This window comes from Streptomyces sp. B8-7 (genome assembly GCF_058833805.1).
Genome location: NZ_JBYRRL010000007.1, coordinates 1 through 24,943, shown reverse-complemented (window position 1 = coordinate 24,943; position 24,943 = coordinate 1). Strand labels below are relative to the sequence as shown.

At 72.5% G+C, this 24,943-nt stretch carries 21 protein-coding genes, 1 tRNA gene and 1 pseudogene; 15 read left to right on the top strand and 8 right to left on the bottom strand.

Annotated features, from left to right (window positions below; translation table 11 throughout):
- Positions 1–42: 42 nt before the first annotated feature.
- The 3 genes from AC5K6T_RS30955 to AC5K6T_RS30945 all read right to left on the bottom strand — a co-directional run bounded on the left by AC5K6T_RS30955 (position 43) and on the right by AC5K6T_RS30945 (position 4,962).
- Positions 43–1,737: a nitrite/sulfite reductase gene (locus AC5K6T_RS30955; protein WP_493214393.1), complete on the bottom strand. Its 1,695-nt coding sequence runs from the start codon at positions 1,735–1,737 to the stop codon at positions 43–45.
- Positions 1,738–1,948: 211 nt separating this feature from the next.
- Entirely contained in the window at positions 1,949–3,217 is a 1,269-nt protein-coding gene (locus AC5K6T_RS30950) for a hypothetical protein (RefSeq protein ID WP_493214334.1), read from the bottom strand.
- The gene (locus AC5K6T_RS30945) at positions 3,214–4,962 is read right to left on the bottom strand and encodes a hypothetical protein (protein WP_493214333.1); all 1,749 of its coding nucleotides are present in this window, start codon (positions 4,960–4,962) and stop codon (positions 3,214–3,216) included. The genes AC5K6T_RS30950 and AC5K6T_RS30945 overlap by 4 nt, the downstream gene beginning before the upstream one ends.
- Positions 4,963–5,509: 547 nt before the next feature.
- On the opposite strand from AC5K6T_RS30945, the gene AC5K6T_RS30940 reads away from it, so the two are divergent.
- From AC5K6T_RS30940 to AC5K6T_RS30915, 6 genes are all read left to right on the top strand, one after another.
- Entirely contained in the window at positions 5,510–6,208 is a 699-nt protein-coding gene (locus AC5K6T_RS30940; RefSeq protein WP_386980316.1) for a phosphoadenylyl-sulfate reductase, read from the top strand.
- A 100-nt stretch (positions 6,209–6,308) separates the two neighbouring features.
- Entirely contained in the window at positions 6,309–7,241 is a 933-nt protein-coding gene (cysD, locus tag AC5K6T_RS30935) for a sulfate adenylyltransferase subunit CysD (RefSeq protein ID WP_493214332.1), read from the top strand.
- A 2-nt stretch (positions 7,242–7,243) separates the two neighbouring features.
- The gene (locus AC5K6T_RS30930; protein WP_493214331.1) at positions 7,244–8,524 is read left to right on the top strand and encodes a sulfate adenylyltransferase subunit 1; all 1,281 of its coding nucleotides are present in this window, start codon (positions 7,244–7,246) and stop codon (positions 8,522–8,524) included.
- A gap of 1 nt (position 8,525) precedes the next feature.
- On the top strand, positions 8,526–9,656 hold the full coding sequence (locus tag AC5K6T_RS30925) for an ABC transporter substrate-binding protein (RefSeq protein WP_493214330.1): 1,131 nt from the start codon (positions 8,526–8,528) through the stop codon (positions 9,654–9,656).
- 7 nt (positions 9,657–9,663) lie between these two features.
- Positions 9,664–10,449 (top strand): ABC transporter ATP-binding protein, encoded by a 786-nt coding sequence (locus AC5K6T_RS30920; protein WP_493214329.1) that lies wholly within the window; start codon positions 9,664–9,666, stop codon positions 10,447–10,449.
- Entirely contained in the window at positions 10,436–11,332 is an 897-nt protein-coding gene (locus AC5K6T_RS30915) for an ABC transporter permease (RefSeq protein ID WP_493214328.1), read from the top strand. Before AC5K6T_RS30920 ends, AC5K6T_RS30915 begins: the two co-directional genes overlap by 14 nt.
- Before the next feature lie 163 nt (positions 11,333–11,495).
- Here the strand turns inward: AC5K6T_RS30915 and AC5K6T_RS30910 are convergent, their stop codons facing one another.
- On the bottom strand, positions 11,496–12,896 hold the full coding sequence (locus AC5K6T_RS30910) for a pyridoxal phosphate-dependent decarboxylase family protein (protein ID WP_493214327.1): 1,401 nt from the start codon (positions 12,894–12,896) through the stop codon (positions 11,496–11,498).
- Between the two features lie 141 nt (positions 12,897–13,037).
- Between AC5K6T_RS30910 and AC5K6T_RS30905 the strand changes: the two genes are divergently transcribed.
- Entirely contained in the window at positions 13,038–13,394 is a 357-nt protein-coding gene (locus AC5K6T_RS30905) for a nuclear transport factor 2 family protein (RefSeq protein WP_493214326.1), read from the top strand.
- A 118-nt stretch (positions 13,395–13,512) separates the two neighbouring features.
- Here AC5K6T_RS30905 and AC5K6T_RS30900 read toward each other — a convergent pair whose 3' ends face one another.
- On the bottom strand, positions 13,513–13,893 hold the full coding sequence (locus AC5K6T_RS30900; protein ID WP_493214325.1) for a cupin domain-containing protein: 381 nt from the start codon (positions 13,891–13,893) through the stop codon (positions 13,513–13,515).
- A 735-nt stretch (positions 13,894–14,628) separates the two neighbouring features.
- On the opposite strand from AC5K6T_RS30900, the gene AC5K6T_RS30895 reads away from it, so the two are divergent.
- Both AC5K6T_RS30895 and AC5K6T_RS30890 read left to right on the top strand, forming a co-directional pair.
- A complete protein-coding gene (locus AC5K6T_RS30895; protein WP_493214324.1) occupies positions 14,629–15,711 on the top strand; it encodes an iron-containing redox enzyme family protein in 1,083 nt (360 codons plus the stop codon).
- Between the two features lie 8 nt (positions 15,712–15,719).
- Complete coding sequence (locus AC5K6T_RS30890) at positions 15,720–16,340, top strand: hypothetical protein (RefSeq protein ID WP_493214323.1); 621 nt, start codon at positions 15,720–15,722, stop codon at positions 16,338–16,340.
- Between the two features lie 502 nt (positions 16,341–16,842).
- On the opposite strand, the gene AC5K6T_RS30885 is transcribed toward AC5K6T_RS30890, so the two are convergent.
- Positions 16,843–17,856: a bifunctional lysylphosphatidylglycerol flippase/synthetase MprF gene (locus AC5K6T_RS30885; RefSeq protein WP_493214322.1), complete on the bottom strand. Its 1,014-nt coding sequence runs from the start codon at positions 17,854–17,856 to the stop codon at positions 16,843–16,845.
- A 274-nt stretch (positions 17,857–18,130) separates the two neighbouring features.
- Here AC5K6T_RS30885 and AC5K6T_RS30880 point away from each other — a divergent pair, with 274 nt between their 5' ends.
- The 6 genes and pseudogenes from AC5K6T_RS30880 to AC5K6T_RS30855 all read left to right on the top strand — a co-directional run bounded on the left by AC5K6T_RS30880 (position 18,131) and on the right by AC5K6T_RS30855 (position 21,985).
- The gene (locus AC5K6T_RS30880; RefSeq protein ID WP_493214321.1) at positions 18,131–19,276 is read left to right on the top strand and encodes an acyl-CoA dehydrogenase family protein; all 1,146 of its coding nucleotides are present in this window, start codon (positions 18,131–18,133) and stop codon (positions 19,274–19,276) included.
- Positions 19,277–19,306: 30 nt separating this feature from the next.
- Positions 19,307–19,825, top strand: a complete 519-nt coding sequence (locus AC5K6T_RS30875; protein ID WP_493214320.1) for a hypothetical protein — start codon at positions 19,307–19,309, stop codon at positions 19,823–19,825.
- On the top strand, positions 19,822–20,439 hold the full coding sequence (locus AC5K6T_RS30870) for a flavin reductase family protein (protein ID WP_493214319.1): 618 nt from the start codon (positions 19,822–19,824) through the stop codon (positions 20,437–20,439). The genes AC5K6T_RS30875 and AC5K6T_RS30870 overlap by 4 nt, the downstream gene beginning before the upstream one ends.
- Positions 20,436–21,446: a ferritin family protein gene (locus tag AC5K6T_RS30865; protein WP_493214318.1), complete on the top strand. Its 1,011-nt coding sequence runs from the start codon at positions 20,436–20,438 to the stop codon at positions 21,444–21,446. The genes AC5K6T_RS30870 and AC5K6T_RS30865 overlap by 4 nt, the downstream gene beginning before the upstream one ends.
- Before the next feature lie 95 nt (positions 21,447–21,541).
- Positions 21,542–21,832, top strand: a pseudogene (locus AC5K6T_RS30860) (aminoacyl--tRNA ligase-related protein); the annotation flags it as partial.
- A 61-nt stretch (positions 21,833–21,893) separates the two neighbouring features.
- Positions 21,894–21,985, top strand: a tRNA-Cys gene (locus AC5K6T_RS30855).
- 75 nt (positions 21,986–22,060) lie between these two features.
- Here AC5K6T_RS30855 and AC5K6T_RS30850 read toward each other — a convergent pair.
- Complete coding sequence (locus AC5K6T_RS30850; protein WP_493214317.1) at positions 22,061–23,431, bottom strand: ParB/RepB/Spo0J family partition protein; 1,371 nt, start codon at positions 23,429–23,431, stop codon at positions 22,061–22,063.
- Positions 23,428–24,693, bottom strand: a complete 1,266-nt coding sequence (locus AC5K6T_RS30845) for an AAA family ATPase (RefSeq protein ID WP_493214316.1) — start codon at positions 24,691–24,693, stop codon at positions 23,428–23,430. Before AC5K6T_RS30845 ends, AC5K6T_RS30850 begins: the two co-directional genes overlap by 4 nt.
- Between the last annotated feature and the right edge of the window lie 250 nt (positions 24,694–24,943).

The window sequence follows — 24,943 nt, the reverse complement described above, 5'->3', positions numbered from 1 at the left end:
GAGGCCGGTGCGGAGAGGGGAGCGCCCGTACGGAAGGGCCTCTCAGGGCCGGGGAGCCGGCGTCAGCTGCTCCTCGGGCGCGCGGGCCACCCACTGGGCGAACGTCTCCGTGGCGTCGGTGCGGCCCGCCAGGTAGGTGCGGGTGACCCGCTCGACGTAGTCGGGCAGATCCGCCGCGGTGGTCCTCAGCCCCCTCACCTTCCGCCCGAACCCGCCCTCCTGGTCCTCGGCGAGGGCGAGACCGCCGCCCAGGTGGATCTGGAAGCCCTCCACCTGCCGGCCCTCCGCGTCCGTGACCAGCTGGCCCTTCAGCCCGATGTCGGCGACCTGGGTGCGCGCACAGGAGTTGGGGCAGCCGTTGACGTTGACGCTCAGGCCGGGGCTCTCGCCCGCGAGGCGCTTCTCCAGTTCGGCGACCAGCGCGGCGGCCCGCTCCTTGGTCTCGACGACGGCGAGTTTGCAGAACTCGATCCCGGTGCACGCCATGGTGTTGCGCCGCCAGTCGGAGGGCCGCACCTGCAGGCCGGCCTCCCCCAGACCGGCGGCCAGGGTCTCGGGCTCGGCGACGTCGAGGACGAGGAGCTTCTGGTACGGGGTGAGCCGGATCCGCCCCGAGCCGTGCGCCTCGGCGATGTCGGCGAGCCGGGCCAGCCGCGACCCCGAGAGCCGGCCAGCCACCGGCGCGGCACCGACGTAGTACAGGCCGTCGCGCTGGCGGTGGATGCCGATGTGGTCGATGGGAGCGGGCGGCAGCTCGGGGGCGGGACCGTCCGACAGCGGCCGGTGCAGGTACTCCTCCTCCAGCACCCGGCGGAACCGCTCCACCCCCCAGTCGGCCACCAGGAACTTCAGCCGGGCCCGGCTGCGCAGCCGCCGGTAGCCGTAGTCGCGGAACAGACGGGCCACCGCGTGCCACACCTCGGGGACGTCGCCGAGCGGCACCCACACCCCGACGTGCCGGGCGAGCATCGGCTGGGTGGACAGCCCGCCCCCGACCCACATCCCGAAGCCGGGCCCGTGCTCGGCGTGGACGGCGCCGAGGAACGCCAGGTCGTTGATCTCGTACGGCACGTCCGGCAGCCAGGACACGGCCGACTTGTACTTGCGGGGCAGGTTGGACAGCTCGGGGTCGCCGACATACCGGGCGGCGATCTCGCGGACGGCCGGAGTGGCGTCCAGGACCTCACCGGCGCCGACCCCGGCGACGGGGCTGCCGACGATGACGCGCGGGCAGTCGCCGCAGGCCTCGGTGGTGGACAGCCCCGCCTCCTCCAGGCGGCGCCAGATCGCCGGCATGTCCTCGATGCGGATCCAGTGGAACTGGACGTTCTGCCGGTCGGTGATGTCGGCGGTGTTGCGGGCGAACCGCATCGAGAGGTCGGCGACCACCCGCAGCTGCGCCACGGTCAGGCGGCCGCCGTCGACGCGGACCCGCAGCATGAAGTGCTCGTCCTCCAGTTCCTCGGGGGCGAGGGAGGCGGTGCGGCCGCCGTCGATGCCGGGCTTGCGCTGCGTGTACAGGCCCCACCAGCGGAAGCGGCCGCGCAGGTCGTCCTCGGGGATGCCGGCGAAGCCCGTACGGGAGTAGACGCGCTCGATGCGCTCCCGCACCCGCAGCGGGTCCTCCGCCTCCTTGAACCTCTCGTTGGCGTTGAGCGGCGCGGTGTGCCCCAGCGCCCACTGCCCCTCGGGGCGCTGCCGGGAGCGGGCGGCGCCGGTGGTGGTGGTCTCCGTCATCTTGGGTGCTCCTCGGACGGCGCACGACGGCGCTGCGGAAACGGCGGCAGAGCGGCGGTCGGCGAGCAAGGCGTGCAAGGTGGGCGAGGCGGCCAGGGCGAGCAGGCCGTCCAGGGCGAGCAGGCCGGCCAGGGCGTGCGAGGCGGCCAGGGCGTGCGAGGCGAGCAGGACGGCCGGGTCGGGAGGCACCCCAGGGAGGGCGCGGCCCCGGTCACGTCGCCTTCAACGGCCCGCTGACCGGCGAGATCATGCCGCTGGGCAGCCAGACCGGACTCCCGGAACCGTGGTGCCGGTGTCCGGCCATGGAGCCCATGCCGGGGATGTACACCACGGCCGTCGCGTACAGCCGTACCGGGGAGGCCGGGCCCCGCCCGCGCTCCTCGCACCAGGCCTCGTAGCCCGCGGCGGTCGGCGCCTCACCGGGCAGGCGGGTGCCCAGCGCGTCGAGGTACTGCTCGGTCTCGGCGGTCCTGGGTGAGTAGCGCAGCGGGAGGATCTGGCCCGCGGCGGGCTGGAGCAGGGGCGAACTGAACAGCCAGGGCGCCAGATAGGTGCCCCGGGCGGGAGTGCGTCCGGCGCCCACGGAGCGCAGCACGGAGTCGGCGCCCGCCCAGCCGGAGACCACCACGAGCGGCAGGCTCCGGGTGCCGGGCCCGGTGACGGTCAGCTGTGCGCGGGCGGCCGCGGCCCGCACCTCCGCGGCCGCGGCACGACCACGCGGGGAACGGTCCGCGGTCAGCGCGACGGCGCGGGCGCCGCCGGCCGCCAGATGGGCCACCATGGCGCGCAGGGCGGCGGCGTCGCGCTCGGTGAGCCGGTCGGCGGGACAGCCGGACAGCTCTCCGGTGGCTCCGGCGAGGACGGCACCCGCCGCGGCACTGGCGCACTCGGGCCCGTCCGGGCCGTCGAACGCCCCGTTCCGGTCGCCGGGGTCCCCGCCGGTGCCGGCGGAGCCCCTGCCCGGGCCGGCGGCGTCCCGGTGGGCAGCGCCGTCGCGGTTGTCGTCGCGGTCGCCGTCGCCGGCGTCCACGGAGACGGCGCCGACGGCGCCGCCCGCCGAGACCCACACCGTGCTGCGCCCTGCGGGCAGATCGACGCTCACCCACGTCAGGGTCGACCCGGGCCGCCTGCCGCCGCGGGCGAGCCGGGCCGGGTCCACCCCGGCGGCGGCGCTCTCGGCGCCCACGGCGACCAGGTTGCGGCCGGGGCGGCCGGGCACCACCAGCACCGGCACCCGTCGGCTGCCGACGGCCAACGCGTCCAGCACGGGTGTGCCGGCCGCCCGACCCGGCCCCGGCAGGCCGGGCACCGAGGGCAGGGCCGCCACCGAGGTGCCGGCGAGCACGGCCGCGGCCGCCGCGGCGGCGAAGTACGCCGCCACGGTGGGGCCGCCGCGCAGCCGCCGCCGCAGGAGCAGCAGCACACCGAGCGAGAGGCCGGCGGTCAGCACGGCCGCCGCCGCGATCAGCGCGGAGGTCACCGCAGGACCCGGTCGCTGACGACGAACAGCACGCCGTGCGGCCGGGCGTCGCCGAAGTCGCCGTGCGGCCAGGAGGGCCGGTCGAAGCTGACGCAGGGCCGCCCGGTGTGCTCGTCCCGGAAGGAGCGGTCGAGGGCGACCCGGCCCCGGGCGCTCAGGCCGACCATGCACACCCGGTGGTCGCCGCCGCCGCCGAAGGACCCGGCGACGAAGTAGTCGGCGACGGCCATCCGCCGGACGCGCCTGGTCTCCCGGTACGTGCCGTCCGGCAGGCGGCGGAAGTTGTCCATGGCGCCCCAGTGCGGTCCGCCGTCGGTGACGTCCCGGATCGGCAGGGTGCCGACCAGCTCCGGGCAGTCGTGCTCACGGCCGCCGCGGTAGGCCTCACCCAGTTCGTCGACCGAGCACCGGGTGTGCCGGCCGGAGGCGAGCAGCCTGCGGATGTCGAGGACGTACACCATGCCGGTGGTGGCCTCGTCGAGCGGTTCACCGAACGGCGTGGACTGGCCCATCACGGTGTGGAAGAGGTAGCGGTCGTCGGGGCTGACGGCCAGCCAGCTGGAGTTGTCGCCGCCGCCGGTCACCTTGCTGCCGGGGTTGAGCGCCTGGTAGGCGGCCGTGTCGTCGAAGACCTCGCGCCACTTCGGCTCCGCCGCCGTGATGTCGGGGGTGTAGAAGACGGCGCCGCCCGCCATGGACGACACGAACGCGCCCCTGTGGCCGGGGCGGTTGGTGGTGGCGACCTCCATGACCACCCGGGACTCGCGGAAGAAGGCACGCGGCTCCCGGGCACCGCGCGGTCCGTCGGCGACCTTGCTCACCGACATCAGCCGCGCCTTGCTCCGGTCGCTGATGTCGAACACCCGGACCGTCTGGCGGGCCAGGTTCTCCTGGAGCGGCGAGTCGGGCGTCATGAAGTTGCGGGCCTCGGCGAAGTCACTGGCCACCATGATGCCCAGGTCCTCGCGCAGGGCGATGCCGTGCGGGTTGGCGCAGCTGGGCGCGGGCAGCTCGGGCACGTTGCCGCACTGCTCGGCGTCCTCGCCCGCCGCGGTGGCAGCCGGTATCTCGGCGAGGGTCTGGCCCTCCCGGCCGATGTGCACGATCTCGCCGGGCGAGCCGGCCGCCCCGTTGCCGACGCGCACCTCGCCGTTGGTGTAGGTGCAGGGCCCGCTGACGTTGGGGCCGCCCATGTAGCTGGCGTAGGCGGTGCCGTCGCTGAGTGTCTGGTAGGCGTCGGGCAGCGTGCCGCAGGGGGTGTCGGCGCCGGTGTTGACGCCGACGACGCGCAGCTCCGGCAGCGCGGAGGTGTCGAAGACGAACGTGGTGTCGGTGAGGATGCCGCCGGCGTACAGCCGGTCGCCCTTGTGCCACACGTACTGCATGTGGTGCGGCTCGTTGCCCCTGGCGGGGGCCAAGGTGACGGTGTTGGCGACCTCGCCGTACGTCCGTGACCCGGGGGTGGCGTCGATGACCGTGAGGAAGTCCGGCGCGGGCTGCCGGGCCGGGCCCGCCCAGGCCAGCAGCCACTCGCGGCCCCTGCCCTCGGCAGCGCCCACCAGGTGGTTGGTCGCGGTGTAGGTGACGCCGTCGCTCGCCACGACGGACGAGGTCGTCTCCACCGCGGCACCGGCGGCCGCGGGCGGGGCCCCCGTCAGCAGGCCCGTGGTCAGGCCGCCCACGGCCAGCAGGCACAGCGTCGAGCGCCGTGGCGGCACACGGCGGCGCAGTCTTGGCAGGATCATCTGGCTGTCGTCCCTCTCCGGGATCTTCGACCTGGCGAAAGGCCTCAGGGCGGGTGGTCGGGAAAGGCGATGAAGGCCCGGCGGGGCGGCGGGCGGAATGTCCTCGCCGCACTATCCCAGTGAGGTGCTGACCCTTTGCTGACCGCTGCCCTGCCGCGCTCCGACACCTGCGCCCCGCACTCCACGGCTGCCGGAATGCACTGGTGGACGTGGTCGGGCCGGCCGTGCGCAGCCGTCAGCGGGCGGTCAGCGGCGCATCCGCGCGCATTCAGTACGCTGATCGCCACCACCGGCGGGGCGCCGGCACATCATCCGTTGCCACGGCCGGGAGAATTCTTCACCCGGTCACCCGACGTATTCCGCTGTCGAGTTCGTGCGACCCCACGTTCGCGCGTCCTCATGTTCCGGCAGCCGCACGTTTCCGCGTCCCCGCGTTCCCGGGTCCGCGTTCTTGTGTGCTTGTGCGCTTGTGTTCCTGCGGGCTCGCGCTCTCGCGTTCCTGCATGCCTTTTCCGTTCTCCGCGGATTCGACGAAGGGGCCAGGGTTGTGACCACTGACGGGCCACCGGCGCTGCGGGCGCTGGCCGAGCGGGCGGGCCGGGAGCTGGAGGACGCCTCCGCGCCGGAGATCCTGCGGTGGGCGGCGGACACCTTCGGGGAGCGGTTCTGTGTGACGTCCTCGATGGAGGACGCGGTGGTGGCGCATCTGGCGTCGCGGGTGATGCCCGGGGTGGACGTGGTGTTCCTCGACACCGGCTACCACTTCGAGGAGACCATCGGCACCCGGGACGCGGTCGGGGCCGTGATGGACGTGCGGGTGCTCACGCTCACGCCGCGGCAGTCGGTGGCCGAGCAGGACGCGCAGTACGGTCCGCGGCTGCACGAGCGTGACCCGGACCTGTGCTGCCTGCTGCGCAAGGTGCGGCCGCTGGAGGAGGGCCTGGCCGGCTACCTGGCGTGGGCCACGGGTCTGCGCCGCGAGGAGTCGCCCACCCGGGCCGGCACCCCGGTCGTCGGCTGGGACGGCCGGCGGCAGAAGGTGAAGGTCTCGCCGATCGCCCGCTGGACGCAGGACGACGTCGACGCCTACGTCGCCGAGCACGGGGTGCTGACCAACCCGCTGCTGGCGGACGGCTACCCCTCCATCGGCTGCGCCCCCTGCACCCGCCGGGTCGGGGCGGGCGAGGACGCCCGCGCCGGCCGCTGGGCGGGCCGCGCCAAGACCGAGTGCGGACTGCACGGATGACCACCGCCGAGGGGAACCGCGAGATGACCGGAGCCACCGTCCGGACCGTCCAGGAGTCCGTGGCGGCGCCCCACGCGCCGCTGGAGAAGAGGTGTGAGCCATGACCACGTTGACCACCGCGCAGCCCACCGGAAAGCCGCACGCGCTGTCCCATCTGGACGTCCTGGAAGCCGAGGCGGTGCACATCCTGCGCGAGGTGGCCGGCCAGTTCGAGCGGCCCGTGATCCTGTTCTCCGGCGGCAAGGACTCCGTCGTCATGCTCGACCTGGCGCTGAAGGCGTTCGCCCCGGCGGCGGTGCCGTTCGCGCTGCTGCACGTCGACACCGGGCACAACTTCCCCGAGGTGCTCGCCTTCCGCGACCGCACCGTCGCCCGCCACGGGCTGCGGCTGCACGTCGCGTCCGTACAGGACTACATCGACGCGGGCACCCTGCGCGAACGCCCCGACGGCACCCGCAACCCGCTGCAGACCGTGCCGCTCACCGACGCGATACGCCGGCACCGCTTCGACGCGGTCTTCGGCGGCGGCCGCCGCGACGAGGAGAAGGCCCGCGCCAAGGAGCGTGTGTTCTCCCTGCGCGACGAGTTCTCCCAGTGGGACCCGCGCCGCCAGCGCCCCGAACTCTGGCAGCTCTACAACGGCCGGCACGCGCCCGGCGAGCACCTGCGGGTGTTCCCGCTGTCCAACTGGACCGAGCTGGACGTGTGGCAGTACATCGCCCGCGAGGACATCGAACTGCCGCGGATCTACTACGCCCACCGGCGGGAGGTGTTCCTGCGGGACGGCATGTGGCTGACCCCCGGCGCCTGGGGCGGCCCGGCGGACGGCGAGCGCGTCGGCAGACGGCTCGTCCGCTACCGCACCGTCGGCGACATGTCCTGCACCGGCGCCGTCGACTCCACGGCCGACACCGTCGAGAAGGTGATCGCCGAGATCGCCGCCTCCCGGCTGACCGAGCGCGGCGCGACCCGCGCCGACGACAAGCTCTCCGAAGCCGCCATGGAGGACCGCAAGCGGGAGGGGTACTTCTAACCATGACCGATGCGACACTGCTGCGCTTCGCCACCGCCGGCTCCGTCGACGACGGCAAGTCCACCCTGGTGGGACGGCTGCTGCACGACTCCCACTCGGTCCTGACCGACCAGCTCCAGGCCGTCGAGGCCGCCTCCGGCAGCCGTGGGCAGGACGCCCCCGACCTGGCGCTGCTCACCGACGGGCTGCGTGCCGAGCGGGAGCAGGGCATCACCATCGACGTGGCCTACCGCTACTTCGCCACCGCCCGCCGCCGGTTCATCCTGGCCGACACCCCCGGCCATGTGCAGTACACCCGCAACATGGTCACCGGCGCCTCCACCGCCGACCTCGCGCTCGTCCTGGTCGACGCCCGCAACGGAGTCGTGGAGCAGACCCGCCGGCACACCGCCGTCGCCGCCCTGCTGCGCGTCCCGCACCTCGTCCTCGCCGTCAACAAGATGGACCTCGTCCACTACGACGAGGCCGTCTTCGCCGAGATCGCCCACCAGTTCACCTACTACGCCACCGAACTGGGCGCCCCGGACGTCACCGCCGTACCGATCTGCGCGCTCGACGGCGACAACGTGGTGGAGTGCTCCGCCCGCATGGCCTGGTACAGCGGTCCCACCGTACTGGAGCACCTGGAGACCGTCCCGCTCGGCCACGACCCCGAGAGCGAGGACGCGCGCTTCCCCGTGCAGTACGTCATCCGCCCGCGCACCGCCGGACACCCCGACTACCGCGGCTACGCCGGCCAGATCACCTCCGGCACCTTCCGGGTCGGTGACCGCGTCGGCGTCCTGCCGTCCGGGCGGACCTCCACCATCACCGGCATCGACCTGCTCGGCCGGTCCGTCGACACCGCCCGGAGCCCGCAGTCGGTGACCCTTCGCCTCGCCGACGACCTCGACGTGGCGCGCGGCGACATCATCGCCCCCGAGGCACACCGGCCCTCCGTCACCCGGGACGTCATGGCCACCGTCTGCCATCTGGCCGACCGGCCCCTGACCCTCGGACAGCACGTCCTGCTGCGGCACACCACCCGCACCGTCAAGGCCGTCGTCACCGCGATCCCGTCCGTGCTGGCGCTGGACGACCTGTCGCAGAGCCCGGCTCCGGAACGGCTCACCGCCAACGACATCGGCCGCGTCCGCATCCGCACCGCCGGCCCGCTCGCCCTCGACGACTACGCCGACTCGCGCAGCACCGGCTCGTTCCTGCTCATCGACCCCGCCGACGGGACCACGCTCTGCGCGGGCATGGCGGGCGAGGCGTTCACCGACCACGAATGGACGTCCTGACATGCCCGGCCGGCCCGGGCCGCGGCCGACCGCCCTCACCCTCCTGCTCGGCGTACTGCTCACGGCACTGCTCAGCCCGCTGCTCACCGCCTGCGGCTACGGCTCGCAGGCCCCGCACGCCCGCACCGCGCCGCTCGCCGCCGGCGGTCCCGCCCTGTCGGCCGGCACCGTCACCCTCGGCTACCTCCCCACCCTCACCCACAGCACCGCCCTGATCGGTGTCCGCGAAGGATTCCTCCAGCGGGAACTGGGCGGCACCCGGCTGAAGACGGCGACCTTCCGCGCCGGACCCGCCGCGGTGGAGGCCCTCGCCGGCGGGTCCGTCGACATCGCCTTCCTCGGCCCCTCCCCCGCCGTCAACAGCTACAGCCGCTCGCACGGCCGCAGCCTGCGCATCATCGGCGGCGCCGCGTCCGGCGGGGTCCGGCTCGTCGCCGACCCGGCCCGGGTCGCCGGCCCCGACGACCTCGAAGGCCGCCGCGTCGCCACCCCGCAACGGGGCAACACCCAGGACGTCGCGCTGCTGCGGTGGACCGCTGCACACGGCCTGCACGTCGACCCGGTCAGCGGCCGCGGCCAGGTGTCGGTGCTGCGCATCGACAGCAAGACCCTCCCCCACGCGTACCGCTCCGGCGCCGTCGACGCGGCCTGGGTGCCCGAGCCGACCGCGTCCGAACTGGTCGCCCAGGGCGCCCGGGTGCTGCTCGACGAGCGCGACCTGTGGCCGGGGCGCAGATTCGCCGTCGCGAACATCGTCGTGTCCCAGGGGTTCCTGCGCCGCCACCCGGACGTGGTCGAGGCCGTGCTGCGCGGCACCGTCACCACCAACGCCTGGATCCGCGCCCGCCCGGACCGGGCCAGAACCGCCGCCGGCGCGGCACTCGGCGACCTCCTCGGCCGGCCGCTGCCCGCCTCCGTTCTGGCGCCCGCCTGGCGCTCCGTCGAGTTCCTCGACGACCCCCTCGCCGCCACCCTGCGCACCCAGTCCGAGCACGCCGCCGCGACCGGCCTGCTCCAGCGGCCGTACCTGGCCGGCATCTACGACCTCACCCCGCTCAACCACGTCCTCGCCTCGCTGGGCAGGCCCCGGGTCTCCGGCGCCGGTCTCGACGCTCACGATCAAGGGAGATGACCCACTCATGGCGATCGCTCTCGCCCCGGCCCAAGGCGGCCCCGGCCTCGCCGCGGCCGCCCGCATCGAACGCGTCTGCAAAGCCTTCCCCGGCCCCGCCGGGGACCAGCCCGTCCTCCAGGACATCACCCTCGACGTGGCTCCCGGCGAGTTCGTCACCCTGCTCGGAGCCTCCGGCTGCGGCAAGTCCACCCTGCTGAACCTCCTCGCGGGCCTGGACCGGCCCAGCTCGGGCACCGTCGTCACCGTCGGACGGCCCGCCCTGATGTTCCAGGAACACGCCCTGTTCCCGTGGCTGACCACCGGCAAGAACATCGAACTCGCCCTGCGCCTGCGCGGCGTACCACGCCCCGAACGGCGATCACGCGCCGAGGAACTGCTCGACCTGGTGCGGCTGCGCGGCGCCTACCGCAAACGCGTGCACGAACTGTCCGGCGGGATGCGGCAGCGGGTGGCGCTCGCCCGCTCCCTGGCCCAAAACAGCCCGCTGCTGCTCATGGACGAGCCGTTCGCGGCCCTGGACGCCATCACGCGGGACCATCTGCACGACGAACTGACCCGGGTGTGGCAGACCACGGGCCTGTCCGTGCTGTTCGTCACCCACAACGTACGCGAGGCGGTACGGCTCGCCCAGCGCGTGGTGCTGCTGTCCTCCCGGCCCGGCCGGATCGCCCGGGAGTGGACCGTGGACATCCCCCAGCCCCGCCGCATCGAGGACCGGGCGGTGGCCGAGCTGTCCCTGGAGATCACCGAGGCCCTGCGAGGAGAGATCAGGCGCCATGGCCGGAACTGACCTGCGCGACGGCGCCGCACCCGCGGACCGGGACGGGCTGGAGGCCGGCCTCGACGCCCTCGGCGCCGCGCCCGACCCGGCACCCCCGGCACGCCGGGCCGTACTGCGCCGGCTCGCGCCGCCGCTGCTCGCGGCCGCGCTGGTGCTGGTGGCCTGGCAGCTTCTGGTGTGGGCGCGCGTCACCGACGCCTACCGGCTGCCGCCGCCGTCGGCGGTGTGGGCGAGCCTGCGCCAGATGTGGCTCCAGGGCACCCTGTTCTCCGTCGTGTGGACCAGCGTCTGGCGCGGAACGTCGGGCTTCGCCCTCGCCGTCGTCCTCGGCACCCCGCTCGGACTGCTGGTGGCCCGCGTCCGCGCGGTGCGCGCCGCGGTACGCCCCGTGCTCTCCGCACTCCAGTCGCTGCCGTCGGTGGCCTGGGTGCCGCCGGCCGTGCTGTGGCTGGGCCTGGACAATTCGATGATGTACGCGGTCATCCTGCTCGGCGCGGTCCCCTCCGTCGCCAACGGGCTGGTGTCCGGCATCGACCAGGTGCCGCCGCTGTTCCTGCGGGCGGGCCGCACCATGGGCGCCACCGGCCTCAAGGGAGCCCGGCACGTGGTGATGCCGGCCGCGCTGCCCGGCTACCTGGCCGGCCTGAAGCAGGGCTGGGCGTTCTCCTGGCGCTCCCTGATGGCCGCCGAACTGATCGCCTCCTCACCGGAACTGGGCCTGGGGCTGGGCCAGTTGCTGGAGAGCGGCCGGGAGACCTCCGACATGGCCCGCGTCTTCCTGGCCATCGCCCTGATCCTCGCCGTGGGCATCCTGATCGACCTCCTGGTCTTCACCCCCCTGGAACGCCACACCCTGACCACCCGAGGCCTGACCCCCCACCGCGGCCCCTGACCCGCCTCGCGGCACCGGGAGCCGCCCCGGGAAGGCACCCGCCCTTGGGGGGCGTTCGTCCGGGGGCGCGGAGCACCGCGCGGCGACAAGCGGCCCGACGCCCCGGGAGTCACCCCGAGCCACCGGGCCGCACACAGCACACCCCACGTGACCGACAGCACCCTCACCCCCGCCGAACCACCGAGGCCAGCGCGGCCCGAAGCGCCTCGACGCTGCGATCCACATCCTCCTCACGGGTACGCCAGTTCACCACCGACACCCGCATCGCGGCCCGCCCCTCCCACACCGTCCCCCCGAACCAGCACACCCCGCTGCCCTGGACCCGCCCGATCACCTCGCGGGTCACGGCGTCGTCGTCCCCGAACCGCACCATCACCTGGTTCAGGACGACGTCGTTGAGCACCTCCACCCCGTCCAGCCCGGCCAGCTGTCCGGCGAACCGCCGGGTCAGCGCGCAGCACCGCTCCACCAGCTCGGCCACCCCCGAGCGCCCCAGCGTCCGCAGCGCCGCCCACACCGGAAGACTCCGCGCCCGCCGCGAGAAGTCCGGCACCCACTCGATGGCATCCCGCTCCCCCGGCGTCGCCGGCGGCAGATACCCGGCCCGCTCGTCGAGCATGGCGGCCCGATGCGCCTCGGGGTGCGCGACGACCACGATGCCGCAGTCGTAGGGCACGTTCAGCCACTTGTGGGCGTCCAGCGCCCAGGAGTCGGCCCGTTCCACGCCGTCGACCAGCGGCCGCAGCCGCGGGCTGGCCGCCGCCCACAGCCCGAACGCCCCGTCGATGTGCACCCAGGCGCCGTACCGGTGCCCGATGTCGCAGATCTCACCGACCGGGTCGACCGCACCGGAGTTGACGTCGCCGACCTGCGCGCAGACGACGACCGGCCCGTCGAGCTGCTCCAGCGCCCGCTCCAGCTCGGCCGGGACCATGCGCCCCTTGTCGTCGACGGGCACGTTGCGGATCCGGCCGGTGCCGAGGCCGAGGTAGCGGGCGGCCAGGTCGATGGTCATGTGGTGCTGGGCCCCGGCCACGATGTGCACCTCGGGCGCACCGGTCAGCCCGTCCCGCTCGACGTCCCAGCCGGCCGCGGCGAGCAGCTTGTGCCGGGCCGCGGCCAGCGACGTCAGGTGCGCCATGGTGCACCCGGTGGGGAACCCCACCGAGGCGTGTCCCGGCAGCCCGAGCAGCTCCAGCACCCACTGCGCGGCCACGTGCTCGGCGACGGCGATGGCGGGCGAGAGGTCGTAGAGGCTGGCGGTCGGGTCCCAGGCGGAGACCAGCCAGTCCGCGGCGATCGCCACGGGCAGCGTGCCCCCGGTGACATAGCCGAAGTAGCGGGGTCCGTTCGCCGCGGGAATGCCCCCCTCCGCGGCGGCCCGGCCGAGCAGTGCGACGGTGTCCGTCGCGGAACCCGGGCCGGCGGGCAGCGGCCCGCCGAGCATTTTCAACAGGTGTTCCGCGTCCGCGGTCGCGCCCACCGGGCGTTCGGCGAGACCCGTCAGATATTCGACGGCCTGTTCGTAGGCCAATCCGAGTGGCGCGTTCTCCGCGATGGTCATACGTCGACCGTAGGTCGCATCCACTGACTTCCGGCTGACGCGGCGTCCGAACCCTTTGGACTGAACCGCCGCCGACCCGATATGACTTTCCACGGCGGCCCGTGCACACGGGACCGGAACGCGGAAACGAGGGTGATTCACATGTCCGAGGAGCAGACCCGCAAAGCGGTCGAGCAGTTCAACCAGGCTTTCCAGAAGCACGACCCCGGCCTGCTGAAGGACGTCATCGCGCCGGACTGCCGGCTGGAGAACTCCGGGCCCGCCCCGGACGGCTCCAAGCACTCCGGGTACGACGAGTGCCTGGCGTTCTGGACGGCGATCGCCGGCAACGAGGGCGCCGACTTCACCGTCGAGGAGATGTGGGTGGCCGGCGAGCGCTCCGTCGTGCGCTGGACGCTGCGCTGGGGCAGCGGACCGGCGGACTTCGTGCGCGGCGTCAACGTTCACCGGCTCTCCGGCGGCCGGATCGTGGAGAGCTTCGGCTACGTCAAGGGCTGACCGTACGGCCGGCCGCAAGGGCTGACCGTACGGCCGGCACGGCAGCACACGAGGGCGCGGACCGGTGCCGGTCCGCGCCCTCGAAGGCATCGGCGTTCCACGCGGCTCGCGGTGTCGCTCAGTCCAGCTGAGAGACGATCATGACGCAGTCCTCCAGGGCCCTGGTGGCGTGCCCCTTGCCCTCGGTGTCCTCCACCAGCTGGGTGTTGCCGGGAGAGAACCTCCGCCAGGTGCCGTCGCTGACCCCGCACTCCAGCGCGCCGCTGATCAGGGTCATGATCTGACGGCGCGGCGCGGGATGGAAGTCGCCCTCGTAGCCGGCCGGCAGGAACAGGTACACGGCCTGCCTGGCCGGGGCTCCCTCGGACACGAAGATCGGCGGGGCGGGCGGCGCGAAGTTCATGGCCGTCACCTCCAGCGTCTCGTCGATGAAATGCGACTCCCCGCGCTCGTCGTGGTAGAGCCGCGACACGGGAATTTTGCGGGTTTCGGCGCTCACGGGAATTCTCCTTGTCCGAACCTGGAAGAACGGTTGCCACTCCTGCACATCGGCAGGAGCGTGCCGTGGGCCACTCTTCCAACCATCCCCTGACGGGCCCCTGACGAAGTCCGTAATCAGGACTGAATCAGGATGGTGTCAGCGTGACCGTGCCAAGCTGGTTTCGCTGAAACACTGGGAGAAGTACCCGGAGAGGCCGAAAGGGCCCGACGTCCGCGAATGCCGGACGGACCCTGCCACACGGCCGGCTGCAAGGGCGGGACACAAGGCCGGAGGCGGGTGGGAAGCAGTCCGGGTCCAGGCCTCATGCAGACCGGATCCAGGTCCGGTGCAGGTCCGGATCCCCCGCCCCCACCGCCGGGGATGCGGCCGGAGCACCCGCACCGGACCGCCTCCGTCCCGCACCGACCCCGACCCCGGCCACCGTTCGCCCCTGAGCCCCGGGTACGCCCGATCGCGCCGGAGCCCGGCCCCTCGCGCTCGGGCCCCGCCAGAGCCGCGCTCCGGGCGCGCACGGCGGACACACCACCCCACCGCGAGGGCGAGTCCCCGGAGCGGTTGCCGAGACCGGTGCCAGGCCCGGTCCAGGCCCGGTCCAGGACCGAGCCGGGCCGGGGCGAAGACCGATCCGAACCCTGAACCGAAGACCGATCCGAAGACCGATCCCGAGTCCGACCACTGAGTCCGACCACTGAGAGCGATCCCGAGAGCGATCCCGAGAGACCTGGAGACCAAGTGCTCAGCAACGACAGTCCCGTCACGGCCACGCTCCCGGCCGAACCGATGGCCATCGTGGAGGAGGTCTCGTCCTGGCTGACGGTACCGGCCGACGAGGTCGACCGCTCCCTCGCCGGCGAGCGCGAGCGCATCATCACCGGGATCACCGCGCTCAACTCGGCCGCGGCGGACCGTCCCGGCCCCGGCACCGACCGGGCGCACTACGCCCAGCAGCTGCTGCTGTCGCGCATCTACCAGACGGTGATGCAGATCCCGGACCACCCCACGGCCGAGGGCTCGGCCCTGCTGCACGAGATCACCCGCCTGCTGGAGAACGCCACCGTCGAGCGGGAGGACGCCCACCTCGAACCCGGCCTGCTCGACGAGGCCCCCCGGGACCCGAAGGCGTTCCTGTCCTGGCTCAAGGGCATCGTGCGCGGCCACCGGGCCTACAAGCACCCGTACTACACCGAGTTCATCAACCTCAAGGCCGAACGCGAGGACCTGCGCACCTATGTGATCCAGGAGTCCCTCATCGACGGCCGCTTCGACGACTTCCTCGCGATGATGCAGGTCGGCACGTCGGGACCCAGCAAGATGGAGATCGCGAACAACTACTGGGACGAGATGGGCAACGGCGACCCCGAGGCCGTGCACACCCATCTGTTCAACAAGATCTACGAGGTGTTCGACGTCCGCCCCGAGGACCTCGAAGCCGCGATGACCACCACCGACCTGCACTCCGGCAACCTTGCCGTGCTGCTCTGCCGCTACCGCCACCTCTACCCCGAGGCCGTCGGCTTCCTCGGCATGACCGAGTGGCTCGCCCCGGACCGGTTCCGCAACGTGGTACGCGCCTGGGAGCGCCTCGGCCTGCCCGAAGTCGGCATCACCTACCACCGGCTGCACATCACCATCGACTCCCAGCACGCCGCCGGCTGGTTCCACAACGTGGTCATCCCCAGCGCGGGCTCCGACTTCATGCGGCGCGGCATCGCCCGGGGCGCGCTGTGGCGCGTCAACGCCTCCGCCCGCCACCTCGACGAGCGCCTCGACCTGGCGCTGTCCGGCAGCCGGCCCGCCCCCGTGGCCGCGGGCTGAGCCGAGCCGTGAACTCCCCGCAGCGCGGCTACGCGCCCGTGGTCCTGCCTCCGGTGGCCGAGCAGGTGCTCGCGCCGTTCCGGGAGCTGTCACCGGCCGGCGTCGCCGCCCCGGTGAGCGGGCGCCTGCGCACGCTGCGGCTGCGGATGTCCTGGACGGCCGACGACGACTGGCTCTTCCGCCCCCTGCCGCCGGACGTCACCCCGACGGGCCGGCGGCAGGGGGCGGACCTGTCAGGGCTGCTGCGCTGGGCGCTCAGCAGCCCGTGGCTGGGCATCGACGACGACTGGCTGATCGACCTCCACCGGGTGCGCACCGTCGCGCCGGCACACACGGCCGTACGCATCCGGGTGCCGGGCCCGCGCCCCTCGCCCTGCACGTTCAAGCTGGTGGCCGTCGTGGACAGCCGGGGCGGCGGAGTGACCCGCTCACAGCTGTTCGGCCCGAGCCGCCCCGGCCCGCTCGCCGACCTCACCCTCAGCCGGGGGCAGGGCATCCTGATCGACCGCCGCACCGTCACCGACGACGCGCACGCCCTCCAGGCGACCCCCGAAGCCCCGGCCCTGGTGGACCTTCTGTGCGCGACGGTCTCCCGCACCCCCGCCCTCGCACCCCCCACCCCGGCCTGACCCGCGACGCGAACACCCCCTCCTCGGGGGGCGCGGGGAACCGCGCGGACACCCACGACCGGCCGCAACCCGAAGCGGCCCACCCGGGACCCGGGTGGGCCACAACCCCTCGCCAGGGGACGCGGACTGCGCGACGAACCGCGACGGTGCCGGACTCCCGGTCCACGGAGCGCTCCAGGAGGGGGGCGCGGGGAACCGCGCGACGAACCACGACGGCGCCCCGGCCGACCAACCGCACCACGGCCCGCCACGCGCCCTCAGGCGGACCCCGCACCCTCCAGCAACGCATCCAGCCGCCTCAGCGCCGCATCCGCCTCCGCAGCCACACCCACATCATCCGGCGCAGCCGCACACGCCGTGAACAGCTCCACGACCCGCAGCCCCTGCACCTCGACCTCCCGGCCACCCCCACGCTCGGCCGCACCCGCACCCGCACCCGCACCGACGCCGGTGCTCGTCCCCAGGCCCATCCCGACTCCCCTCTCCACAGCCCCTCCCACACTCACACCGCGTTGCAGGCCCGGAACACATGCACCAGCCCCGGCAGGCTCGCCCCGCCCTGGAAGGCGATGTACTCGGGCAGCACCACGTCCGGCGCCCACTTCTGCTTGTAGTCCAGCTGCGTACGAGCCGGATAGATGTGCGCCCCGTGCTCCCACAGGTGGTTCATGAACCAGTGGAAGCCGCGGCTGTACCCGGGGAACTGAGGTGCCGTCAGCGACGTGAACGGCGTGAACCCGAAGTGCAGCCACCCCACCCCCTCCCCCCGGAACACATCGATCGCGTGCTTGTTCACGGCCTCCATCACACCGGGCGGCGCATCCGGCATCCGCCGGCTCAGATCGTGCATCCACCCGGAACGCGACCCGTAGACCGGCGCGTACGACACGTACCCGACCAGCTCCTCCTCCCGCCGGGCCACGAACACTCGCCGCAGGGACTGGTACGGCCCGCCCGTCTCCCCCACCAGGAACTCGAGGGCCTTCGCACCCTCGCCCTTGGTCGTCAGCCACTCGGCGTCCAGCGCGGAGATCCGCTCCGCCCAGGCCTCGTAGGAGACCTCCTCGACCAGCAGCCCGCTGCGCAGCGCCCGGGAGATCTTGTTGCGCAACTGCATGAACCGGGTCCCGGCCAGCGTGAAGGTGTCCAGGCCGACCGCGTAGGAGGCACCCATCTGGTTCACGGTGAACCCCTGGTCCACGTACAGCTGCCCGTCCCCCCACTGCAGCTGCACCGACACGACCTGGCGCCCGTGCTCAGCGGCGTAGGCGGTGAACGCACGCAACAGCCGCTCCCGGGCCCCGGCCGGCCCCGCCGGCTCGAACGGCGCGAACGGACCACCGAACTGCACCAGATACCGGCCCACGGTCCGGTACACGATGACCCCGGGCACGTCGGGCAGCCGGAAGTAGCTGTTCCCGGCGCTGAACGCGAAATACGCGCTCGGATTACCGGCGTCCGAATACCGGCGGATCGCATCGAGCGCGATATCCGTCTCCGAGATCACTCCGGTCATGGTGCCGTCCATTTCTCCAGCCGACAGTGCCGTCACTTATCGCACGCGGTCCGCGCCCACCGCAAGAGCGGTCGTACGCAGGTCAGTCCACGGTCAGCGGCACGTCAGCGGCCAGTCCCCGCGCCCAAGCCCCCACCTGCAGCGAAAGGCGAGGTCAGAGGCGTGTCAGGGGAGAGTCAGACACCCACTGGCACACTTCTCAGCGAATATTCGCGCCACGTCATTCCTCGCCACCAGAGGAGAACTCCGAGGCACGTTCGAGGAGAACACGGCAATGCGTTCCCTGACGACAGCACGGGATGCCTGCGAGCGATTCCACAAGGGACTGCTCGACGCGCTGGAAACCCTTCCGATGATGGACCGAGAGGCCCCCGACAGCCCGGTCATGGAGATCTACCGCGCCCACCAGGGACCCGGACTGCTCGTCCCCGCGGCCTACGGCGGCCAGGCGGCCGGCGCCCTCGACGCGGTCCGGGTGCAGCGCGCCGTCGCAGCGGCCTCCCCCTCGCTCGGCGTCGCCACGGTGATGCACCACTTCACCGTCGCCATGCTGTTCCGGCTCGCCGAGAACGCCACCCGGCTCACCACGGCCCAGCTGAGGCTGCTCTCGAACGTCGCCCCCGACGGCCTGCTGCTCGCCTCCGCCTGGGCCGAAGGACGCACCGACCAGAACATCCTGGCCCCCGCCGTCACCGCCGAACGCACCCCGGCCGGCTACCGCGTCAACGGCTCCAAGAAGCCCTGCAGCCTCTCCGGCTCCATGGACGTGCTCACCGCCAGCGTCCGCCTGGCGGACGACACCCCCGACGGACGCCCCCACCTCGCCCTGATGCTGATCCCCGCCGACTCCCCCGGCATCAGCACCGAACCGTTCTGGACCACCCCCGTGCTCGCCGCCGCCCAGAGCCACGAGGTCCGCCTCACCGACGTCGACGTCCCCGACGACCTGGTCATCCACTCCACCCCCGAGGAACACGACCGGCTCGACGACCTGCAGACCGCCGGCTTCACCTGGTTCGAGCTGCTGGCCACCGCCACCTACCTCGGCGCCGCCTCCCACCTCGTCGCCCGGGTACTCGCCGGAGCCCGCGGCAGCGCCACCGACCGTGCCGCCCTCGCCGTCCGTCTCGACGCCGCCGTCGCCCTCGTCGAAGGCTCCGCCCGCGCGCTCCAGGACGGTGTCGAGGGCGACGAGGCCGTCGCCGGAGTCCTCACCGCCCGCTACGCCACCCAGGACCTGCTCGCCAGCACCGTCGACCAGGCCGTGGAGATGCTCGGCGGGCTGGCCTTCATCCGCTCCGCCGAGGTCGCCTACCTCGCCTCCGCGGTCCGCGCCCTGGCCTTCCACCCGCCGTCCCGCGCCAGCGTCGCGGACGAGCTGGCCGCCTACTTCGCCGGCAGCCCCCTGCGGCTGTCCTGACCCCGCTACGAGAAGGGCGGCCCCGCCACCATGGACATCAAGAACCCCGTCGAATCGCCCGTCACGTTCACCCTGCACCGGGCCGAGTACCTCGTCGCGTTCGCCGTGACCATCGTGCTCATTCTCGTGCACTTCACCGAGATCCGCTGGCCCGTCGCCATCGGCCTGTTCCTCTACATCGATCTCTTCGGCTACATCCCCGGCGCCATCGCCTACCGCCGCAGCAGCACCGGCCGCATCCCGAAGTTCTACTACGTCCTCTACAACACGATGCACAGCCTCATCAGCGTCGCCGCCGTCGGAGCGCTCTGGATGTGGATCTCCGGCCCCGAGTGGGCGCTGCTCGCCCTGCCGTTCCACGTCTTCGGCGACCGCGGCGTCTTCGGCAACTTCCTCAAGCCGTTCGGCCTGCCCTTCGAACCCGTCGCCACCCCCCAGATCGACCAGGTCACCGCACTGCTCAGGAGCCGTGCCGCCACCACCGGCCCGGTCCCGCTGCCGCCGGCCGAGGACCGCGGGAGCGGCAGCACCCTCGGAGCCACCCGGTGAACCGCTACCCGGCCTGGCTGACCGACCGGCCGCGCCGGGCCACCGCCGACGCGGACGACGACTCCGACGACACCACCCGGGACTACCGCCACCCCGCCGCCGCCCGCCAGGCCCTGCGCCGCCTCAGCTCCGGGGTCACCGTCCTCACCGTCAACGTCGACGGAGTCCGGCACGGCACCACCGCCAGCGCCGTCCTGGCCCTCTCCCGCGAGCCCCTGATCCTCGGCGTCTGCCTGCGGCCCACCTCCACCTTCGCCACCCTGGTCCGCCGCAGGGGCGACTTCTCCGTCAACGTGCTCGGAGCCGGCCAGGCCCGCGCCGCCCGCACCTTCGCCGACCCCGGACGCCCCCTCGGAGACGCCCAGTTCACCGGCCACGCCTGGACCCCTGACCCGCTCAGCGGCGCCCCGCTGCTCACCGGCAGCCTCTCCCACCTGTCCTGCCGGGTCCTGGGCTGGCACCAGGTCGGCGACAACGACCTGCTGCTCGCCTCCGTCACCGGCGGCGCCCACAACGCCGACGAACCCCTGCTGAGCCACGCAGGCCGGATGCACGACGTCACCCTCACCCCTCTCGCGGCACCGGCCGCCCCCACCCACAGCGAGGTGTCATGACCACCGACGTGCCCACGCAGGCCGCCGCCCCCTCCCCCGAAGTCCCCGTCGAAGCCGACTGGGACCGCGCCCCCGGCCTGCTCGACGGCGCCCAGGAGATGACCCTCACCGCCGACCAGTGCGACCTCGGCTACTGGTTCTCCGCCGTCGCCCAGGGCACCCTCCGCGGCCGCGCCGAAGCCGGCCACCACGCCCCCACCCCCGGCCACATGCGCACCCCCGGGCCGCTCCGCGAAGCCCTCGTGCTCGAACTCGGCAACCGCTCCCTCGCGGAGTCCCGAGCCGTCAAAGTGCTGTCCCACTACGTCATCGGCGCCACCGGCACGACCGAGCAGGAGTTCTTCGTCACCCAGGTCGTGGACGAGGCCCGGCACGCGATGATCTTCCGCAAGCACCTCGTCGACCTCGGCGTACCCGCCGACACCCTGCTCGACTTCATCGCCGACCAGGGCACCGACTACACCCGCCGGGTCCTCGACCCCATCGCCGAGTTCGCCACCTCCATCGTGCGCGACGAAGGGGACTTCATCGGCGCCGTCGCCGTGTTCACCATCGTCATCGAGGGCGTCCTCGCCCCCGCGGCCGAACTCAGTGAACGCAAGTGGACCCTCCTCGACCCCGCCGCCTCCGAGATCGCCCGCGGCGCCTCCATCGACGAGATCCGCCACCTCACCGTCGGCAGCTCCCTCGTCCGCGACCACCTGCGCGCCAACCCCTCCTACCGGCCACGCCTGATCGAACTGATCCGCCGCGGCCGCAAGCTCTGGGACGACCTGCCCTCCGAGGAGTTCGTCCTGGAACGCGAGGAACTCTTCCAGCAGGGCATGTTCGACCACGCCGAACTCCTCGACGGCTACCAACTCTTCCCCGGCTGCACACTGCTGGAGACCACGCCCCAGGAGCGCTACGACCTCGCCGAGCGCTGGACCGACGACATGGCCGAGGTCCGCCTGCCCTACATGGGCATCCCCGAGGCCGTCGACATCATCCGCACCCACCCGAGGTGAACCGGCGGCCCCCACCACCACCGGACGGACGTCACAGGGCCGGCCCCGCGCATCCCGCGCACCCGCCGGCCCTGTGCCGTTCCCGGACAGCCGGCTCCTACGACCTGGAGGTGTGGCTGCCCGGCCAGCAGACCTACCGGGAGATCTCCTCCTGCTCCGACTGCGGCGACTTCCAGGCCCGCCGCGCCGGCATCCGCATCCGCGGCAAGGCCGGACGCAAGGCCCACGCCCACACCCTCAACGGCTCCGCTCTCCCCATCGGCCGGACTCTGGCCGCCCTCCTGGAACAGCACCAGCAGCCCGACGGCTCCGTCACCCTCCCCTCAGCCCTCGTCCCCTACACCGGCTTCAAGGCCCTCACCGCCGACGGCACCCCGGCCCCCTGACATGTCAGCGGCCCGTCAGCCCTGATCCGCATACTGGTAACTGTGACCGAGACGGCCACAAGGAGAGGTGCCCGGAGCGGCTTATCGGGGACCAGGGCAGCAGCCCGGTGTCGGACCTCACGGTCCACGCAGGTTCGAATCCTGCCCTCTCCGCACCAGCGGAACGCCCCTCATGACGTCGTGTCATGAGGGGCGTTCCGCTGCCTGCCTGCACACACAGCCGGGTCCTCAGCCCTTGGCGCGAGCCCGAGCCTCGTCGACGAGACGCTCCGCCAGCTCCCCCAGCCGCGCCGAATCCCGCTCCAGCCCCCGCATCGCCAGGAACCGCAACAGATCGAAGAACAGCTCGTCGCTGCCCACCTTCGCGTTCAGCAGCATCGCCAGCGCCCCCGGCTGGTCGAACGGCACCCGCCGCGCCCGCAGCTCCTCCCCCACACCCCCACCGGAGTCCGAACGAGGCTCCGGCACAGCGTCCCCCGCGCCAGCCGAGGCCGCAGTGATTACGCCGTAATCACCCGACACCTCCTCGCCGGAGCCCCGAGGCTGGGAGCGGGAGCTGATTACGCCGTAATCACTGGAGGTGCCCTCCCCGGAGTCCTCGGAGTGCCCGGAGTCCCCGGCGCCCGCAGGCTGGGGGCGAGGGGTGATTACGCCGTAATCACCGGAGGCGTCATCCTTGGAGACCTTGGAGACCTTGGAGACCTCGGGCTGGGGGTCGGCGGTGATTACGGCGTAATCACTCGACGAGTCACCGCCGGAGCCCTTCGCCCCGGAGCGCGAGGTGATTACGCCGTAATCACCCGAGGACGCGCCGCCGGATCCCTCCGGCCCGGGACGGGAGGTGATTACGCCGTAATCACCCGAGCCGCCACGTGCGCCACGGCCACGCGCCTCACGCTCCTGGCGTTCCCGCTTCAGCTCCTCCAGAGCCGCCTCCTGCTCCTCAGCAGGCTTGTTGCCGACGGCTCGCAGCAGATCAATCGGCTCCTCGCCGATACGAGCCTGAAGCTCGGGCGTCAGACTCAGCAGCGCGAGCCGCTGCGACACCCAGCCCTGGGACCGGTGCAGCCGCTTGGCCAGCGCCCGCTGACTGCCGTGCAGGGCCAGCAGCCGCTGCAAGGCACGCGCCTCGTCGAGTTCCTCCAGGTCCTGCCGGTGGATGTTGGCGACCAGCGCCGACTCCAGCAGCTCCTCGGACGTGCTGCCCTGGTCATCACTCACCATCACCTTGATGGTGGTGAGCCCGGCGTCCCGCGCGGCGGCCAGTCGGCTGCTGCCGTCGACGACGACATGCGTGGTGTCGGGCTCCAGCGAGGACTCGTGCTCGGGATTGGCCTTCAGATAGGCATCACGGTTCATGACGGTGATGGCCTGCTTCTGCCCGTGCGTCCGCAGACTCCCGGCGAGATCCGTCAGATCTCCGAGACTGGACCGAGGGTTGTCGGGATTGGGACTGACCCGGTCGACGGCGAGCTCGGTCGGCGGAGCCACTCCCTCGGTCGGCACCCCGGTGGCGGCCGCAACCGCCTGCCGCCGCGCACTGACGGACCGTACTCCCCCGCCGAACCGCCCGGCACCCAGCTGATCGGCCTTGCTCACAGCACCTCCCGAGCCAGCGCACGCATCCCGATGGCCTGCTGGGACTTGGGCGCGTACGACAGCAGAGGCTGCTTCACGCGCACAGCTTCCTTCTGCTCCTTCAGATCGCCGATGACGCCGACCACCCGGGGATCCTTTATGTCCACCCAGCCCTGAAGCGAGGACGTGGCGATGTACCCGCGCCGCGAGTCGTACAGGTTGACGACGATCCCGAGATAGTCGATGTCGACCTGGAGGTCCCCGCGCAGATCGTCGATCTGCGAGGTGAGCAACTCATAGGCGTCCGCGGAACTGTCCTCGGCCTGGACGACGATGAGAGCCCCGGACTGCCCGGGAGTCTCCCCGTCCCGCCGGCGGCCGTAGTAGGCGGCGGCATCCATGCTCAGCCCCAGGCTGGGCGGACAGTCGACGATGATTACGTCGTAATCACTCTCCAGCGGTGCAAGAGCCCGTTCGAGCGCAGCCTCCCGAGCCCGCACGGCGGACAACCGCACGTCGAGCAGAAACGCGTCATGACAGGCCGGCAGCAGATGCAGCCGCTCCCCGAACACGTCCTCGTCGATCGACACGATGAGGTCCCTCAGATCCCCCTTGGGATCCCCGGCCATGTGATTGGTGAGGCTGTCCCCTGACATGGGCAGCGGTGTGGCTCCCAGCTGGTTGGTCAGGTGGCACTGCGGATCGAAGTCGACGAGCAGCACCCGAAGCCCCGGCCCGGGCAGGTTCTCGATATCGAGCGGGTCATCGAGCGCTGGGGCGTCGTCCGCCGAATCCTCACTGGCCCGCTGAGCCAGAGCGAGCGCCTTGGCGACGCGCACGGCATGAAGACGGTTGGGGTCCTCGGCGAGCGCTTCCCCGAGGCCCGCGGTGATGGCCGTCTTCCCGACGCCGCCCTTCTGGTTGCACACCACGAGCCGCCGGGTGACGGCCGGCCGCCGCACCTCGGGCGCCGGATTGGTGTCGAGCCACAACTGCACGGACTGGGCGAGCCCCTGAATCAGCGACACCCGCCGATCGGCGGCAATCCGCCGGAACTCCTCCCACTGCCCAGCCGGCAGGAAGGTGGCGAACGAGTCAGCCCCCGCGGTGTCGATCGGCGCGGTGGCAGAAGCCAGGGAGCACCACTCCCGAACGCCCTGCTCCACAGCCGCCTGGATCTCGACCCCGTACTGCGCGGCCCTGACCTTGAGACTCTGCCGGAGCCATCCCGGCAACTTAGAAACGACCTTCTCCCGGTCGCTAGAGGTGACTGGCGAACTCATGGAGACACCATACTAACGCCCAAGATCAATCCCTACCTCGACACGTTAGCAACCCCGACAATCCCTCGGTGATTACGCCGTAATCACCGAGCCACAGAGGCAGAGCGTGGGGGGAGAGCGTGGGGGGAGAGGCGGCTCGGCGTGGGTCGGTGCGGTGGGGAGAGGTGAGGTGTGGGGGGTGTGTCGGGAGGGGGTGTGTCGGGAGGGGATCGGGGGTGTTGGTGTGGGGCGGTGTCGGAGGAGTCCGGGT

What these genes read in the sequence shown, in the direction of transcription:
- AC5K6T_RS30955 (WP_493214393.1), bottom strand. Translation starts at nt 1,737, where the DNA reads ATGACGGAGACCACCACCACCGGCGCCGCCCGCTCCCGGCAGCGCCCC.
- AC5K6T_RS30945 (WP_493214333.1), bottom strand. Translation starts at nt 4,962, where the DNA reads ATGATCCTGCCAAGACTGCGCCGCCGTGTGCCGCCACGGCGCTCGACG.
- cysD (WP_493214332.1), top strand. Translation starts at nt 6,309, where the DNA reads ATGACCACGTTGACCACCGCGCAGCCCACCGGAAAGCCGCACGCGCTG.
- AC5K6T_RS30930 (WP_493214331.1), top strand. Translation starts at nt 7,244, where the DNA reads ATGACCGATGCGACACTGCTGCGCTTCGCCACCGCCGGCTCCGTCGAC.
- AC5K6T_RS30925 (WP_493214330.1), top strand. Translation starts at nt 8,526, where the DNA reads ATGCCCGGCCGGCCCGGGCCGCGGCCGACCGCCCTCACCCTCCTGCTC.
- AC5K6T_RS30920 (WP_493214329.1), top strand. Translation starts at nt 9,664, where the DNA reads ATGGCGATCGCTCTCGCCCCGGCCCAAGGCGGCCCCGGCCTCGCCGCG.
- AC5K6T_RS30915 (WP_493214328.1), top strand. Translation starts at nt 10,436, where the DNA reads ATGGCCGGAACTGACCTGCGCGACGGCGCCGCACCCGCGGACCGGGAC.
- AC5K6T_RS30910 (WP_493214327.1), bottom strand. Translation starts at nt 12,896, where the DNA reads ATGACCATCGCGGAGAACGCGCCACTCGGATTGGCCTACGAACAGGCC.
- AC5K6T_RS30905 (WP_493214326.1), top strand. Translation starts at nt 13,038, where the DNA reads ATGTCCGAGGAGCAGACCCGCAAAGCGGTCGAGCAGTTCAACCAGGCT.
- AC5K6T_RS30885 (WP_493214322.1), bottom strand. Translation starts at nt 17,856, where the DNA reads ATGACCGGAGTGATCTCGGAGACGGATATCGCGCTCGATGCGATCCGC.
- AC5K6T_RS30880 (WP_493214321.1), top strand. Translation starts at nt 18,131, where the DNA reads ATGCGTTCCCTGACGACAGCACGGGATGCCTGCGAGCGATTCCACAAG.
- AC5K6T_RS30875 (WP_493214320.1), top strand. Translation starts at nt 19,307, where the DNA reads ATGGACATCAAGAACCCCGTCGAATCGCCCGTCACGTTCACCCTGCAC.
- AC5K6T_RS30865 (WP_493214318.1), top strand. Translation starts at nt 20,436, where the DNA reads ATGACCACCGACGTGCCCACGCAGGCCGCCGCCCCCTCCCCCGAAGTC.
- AC5K6T_RS30845 (WP_493214316.1), bottom strand. Translation starts at nt 24,693, where the DNA reads ATGAGTTCGCCAGTCACCTCTAGCGACCGGGAGAAGGTCGTTTCTAAG.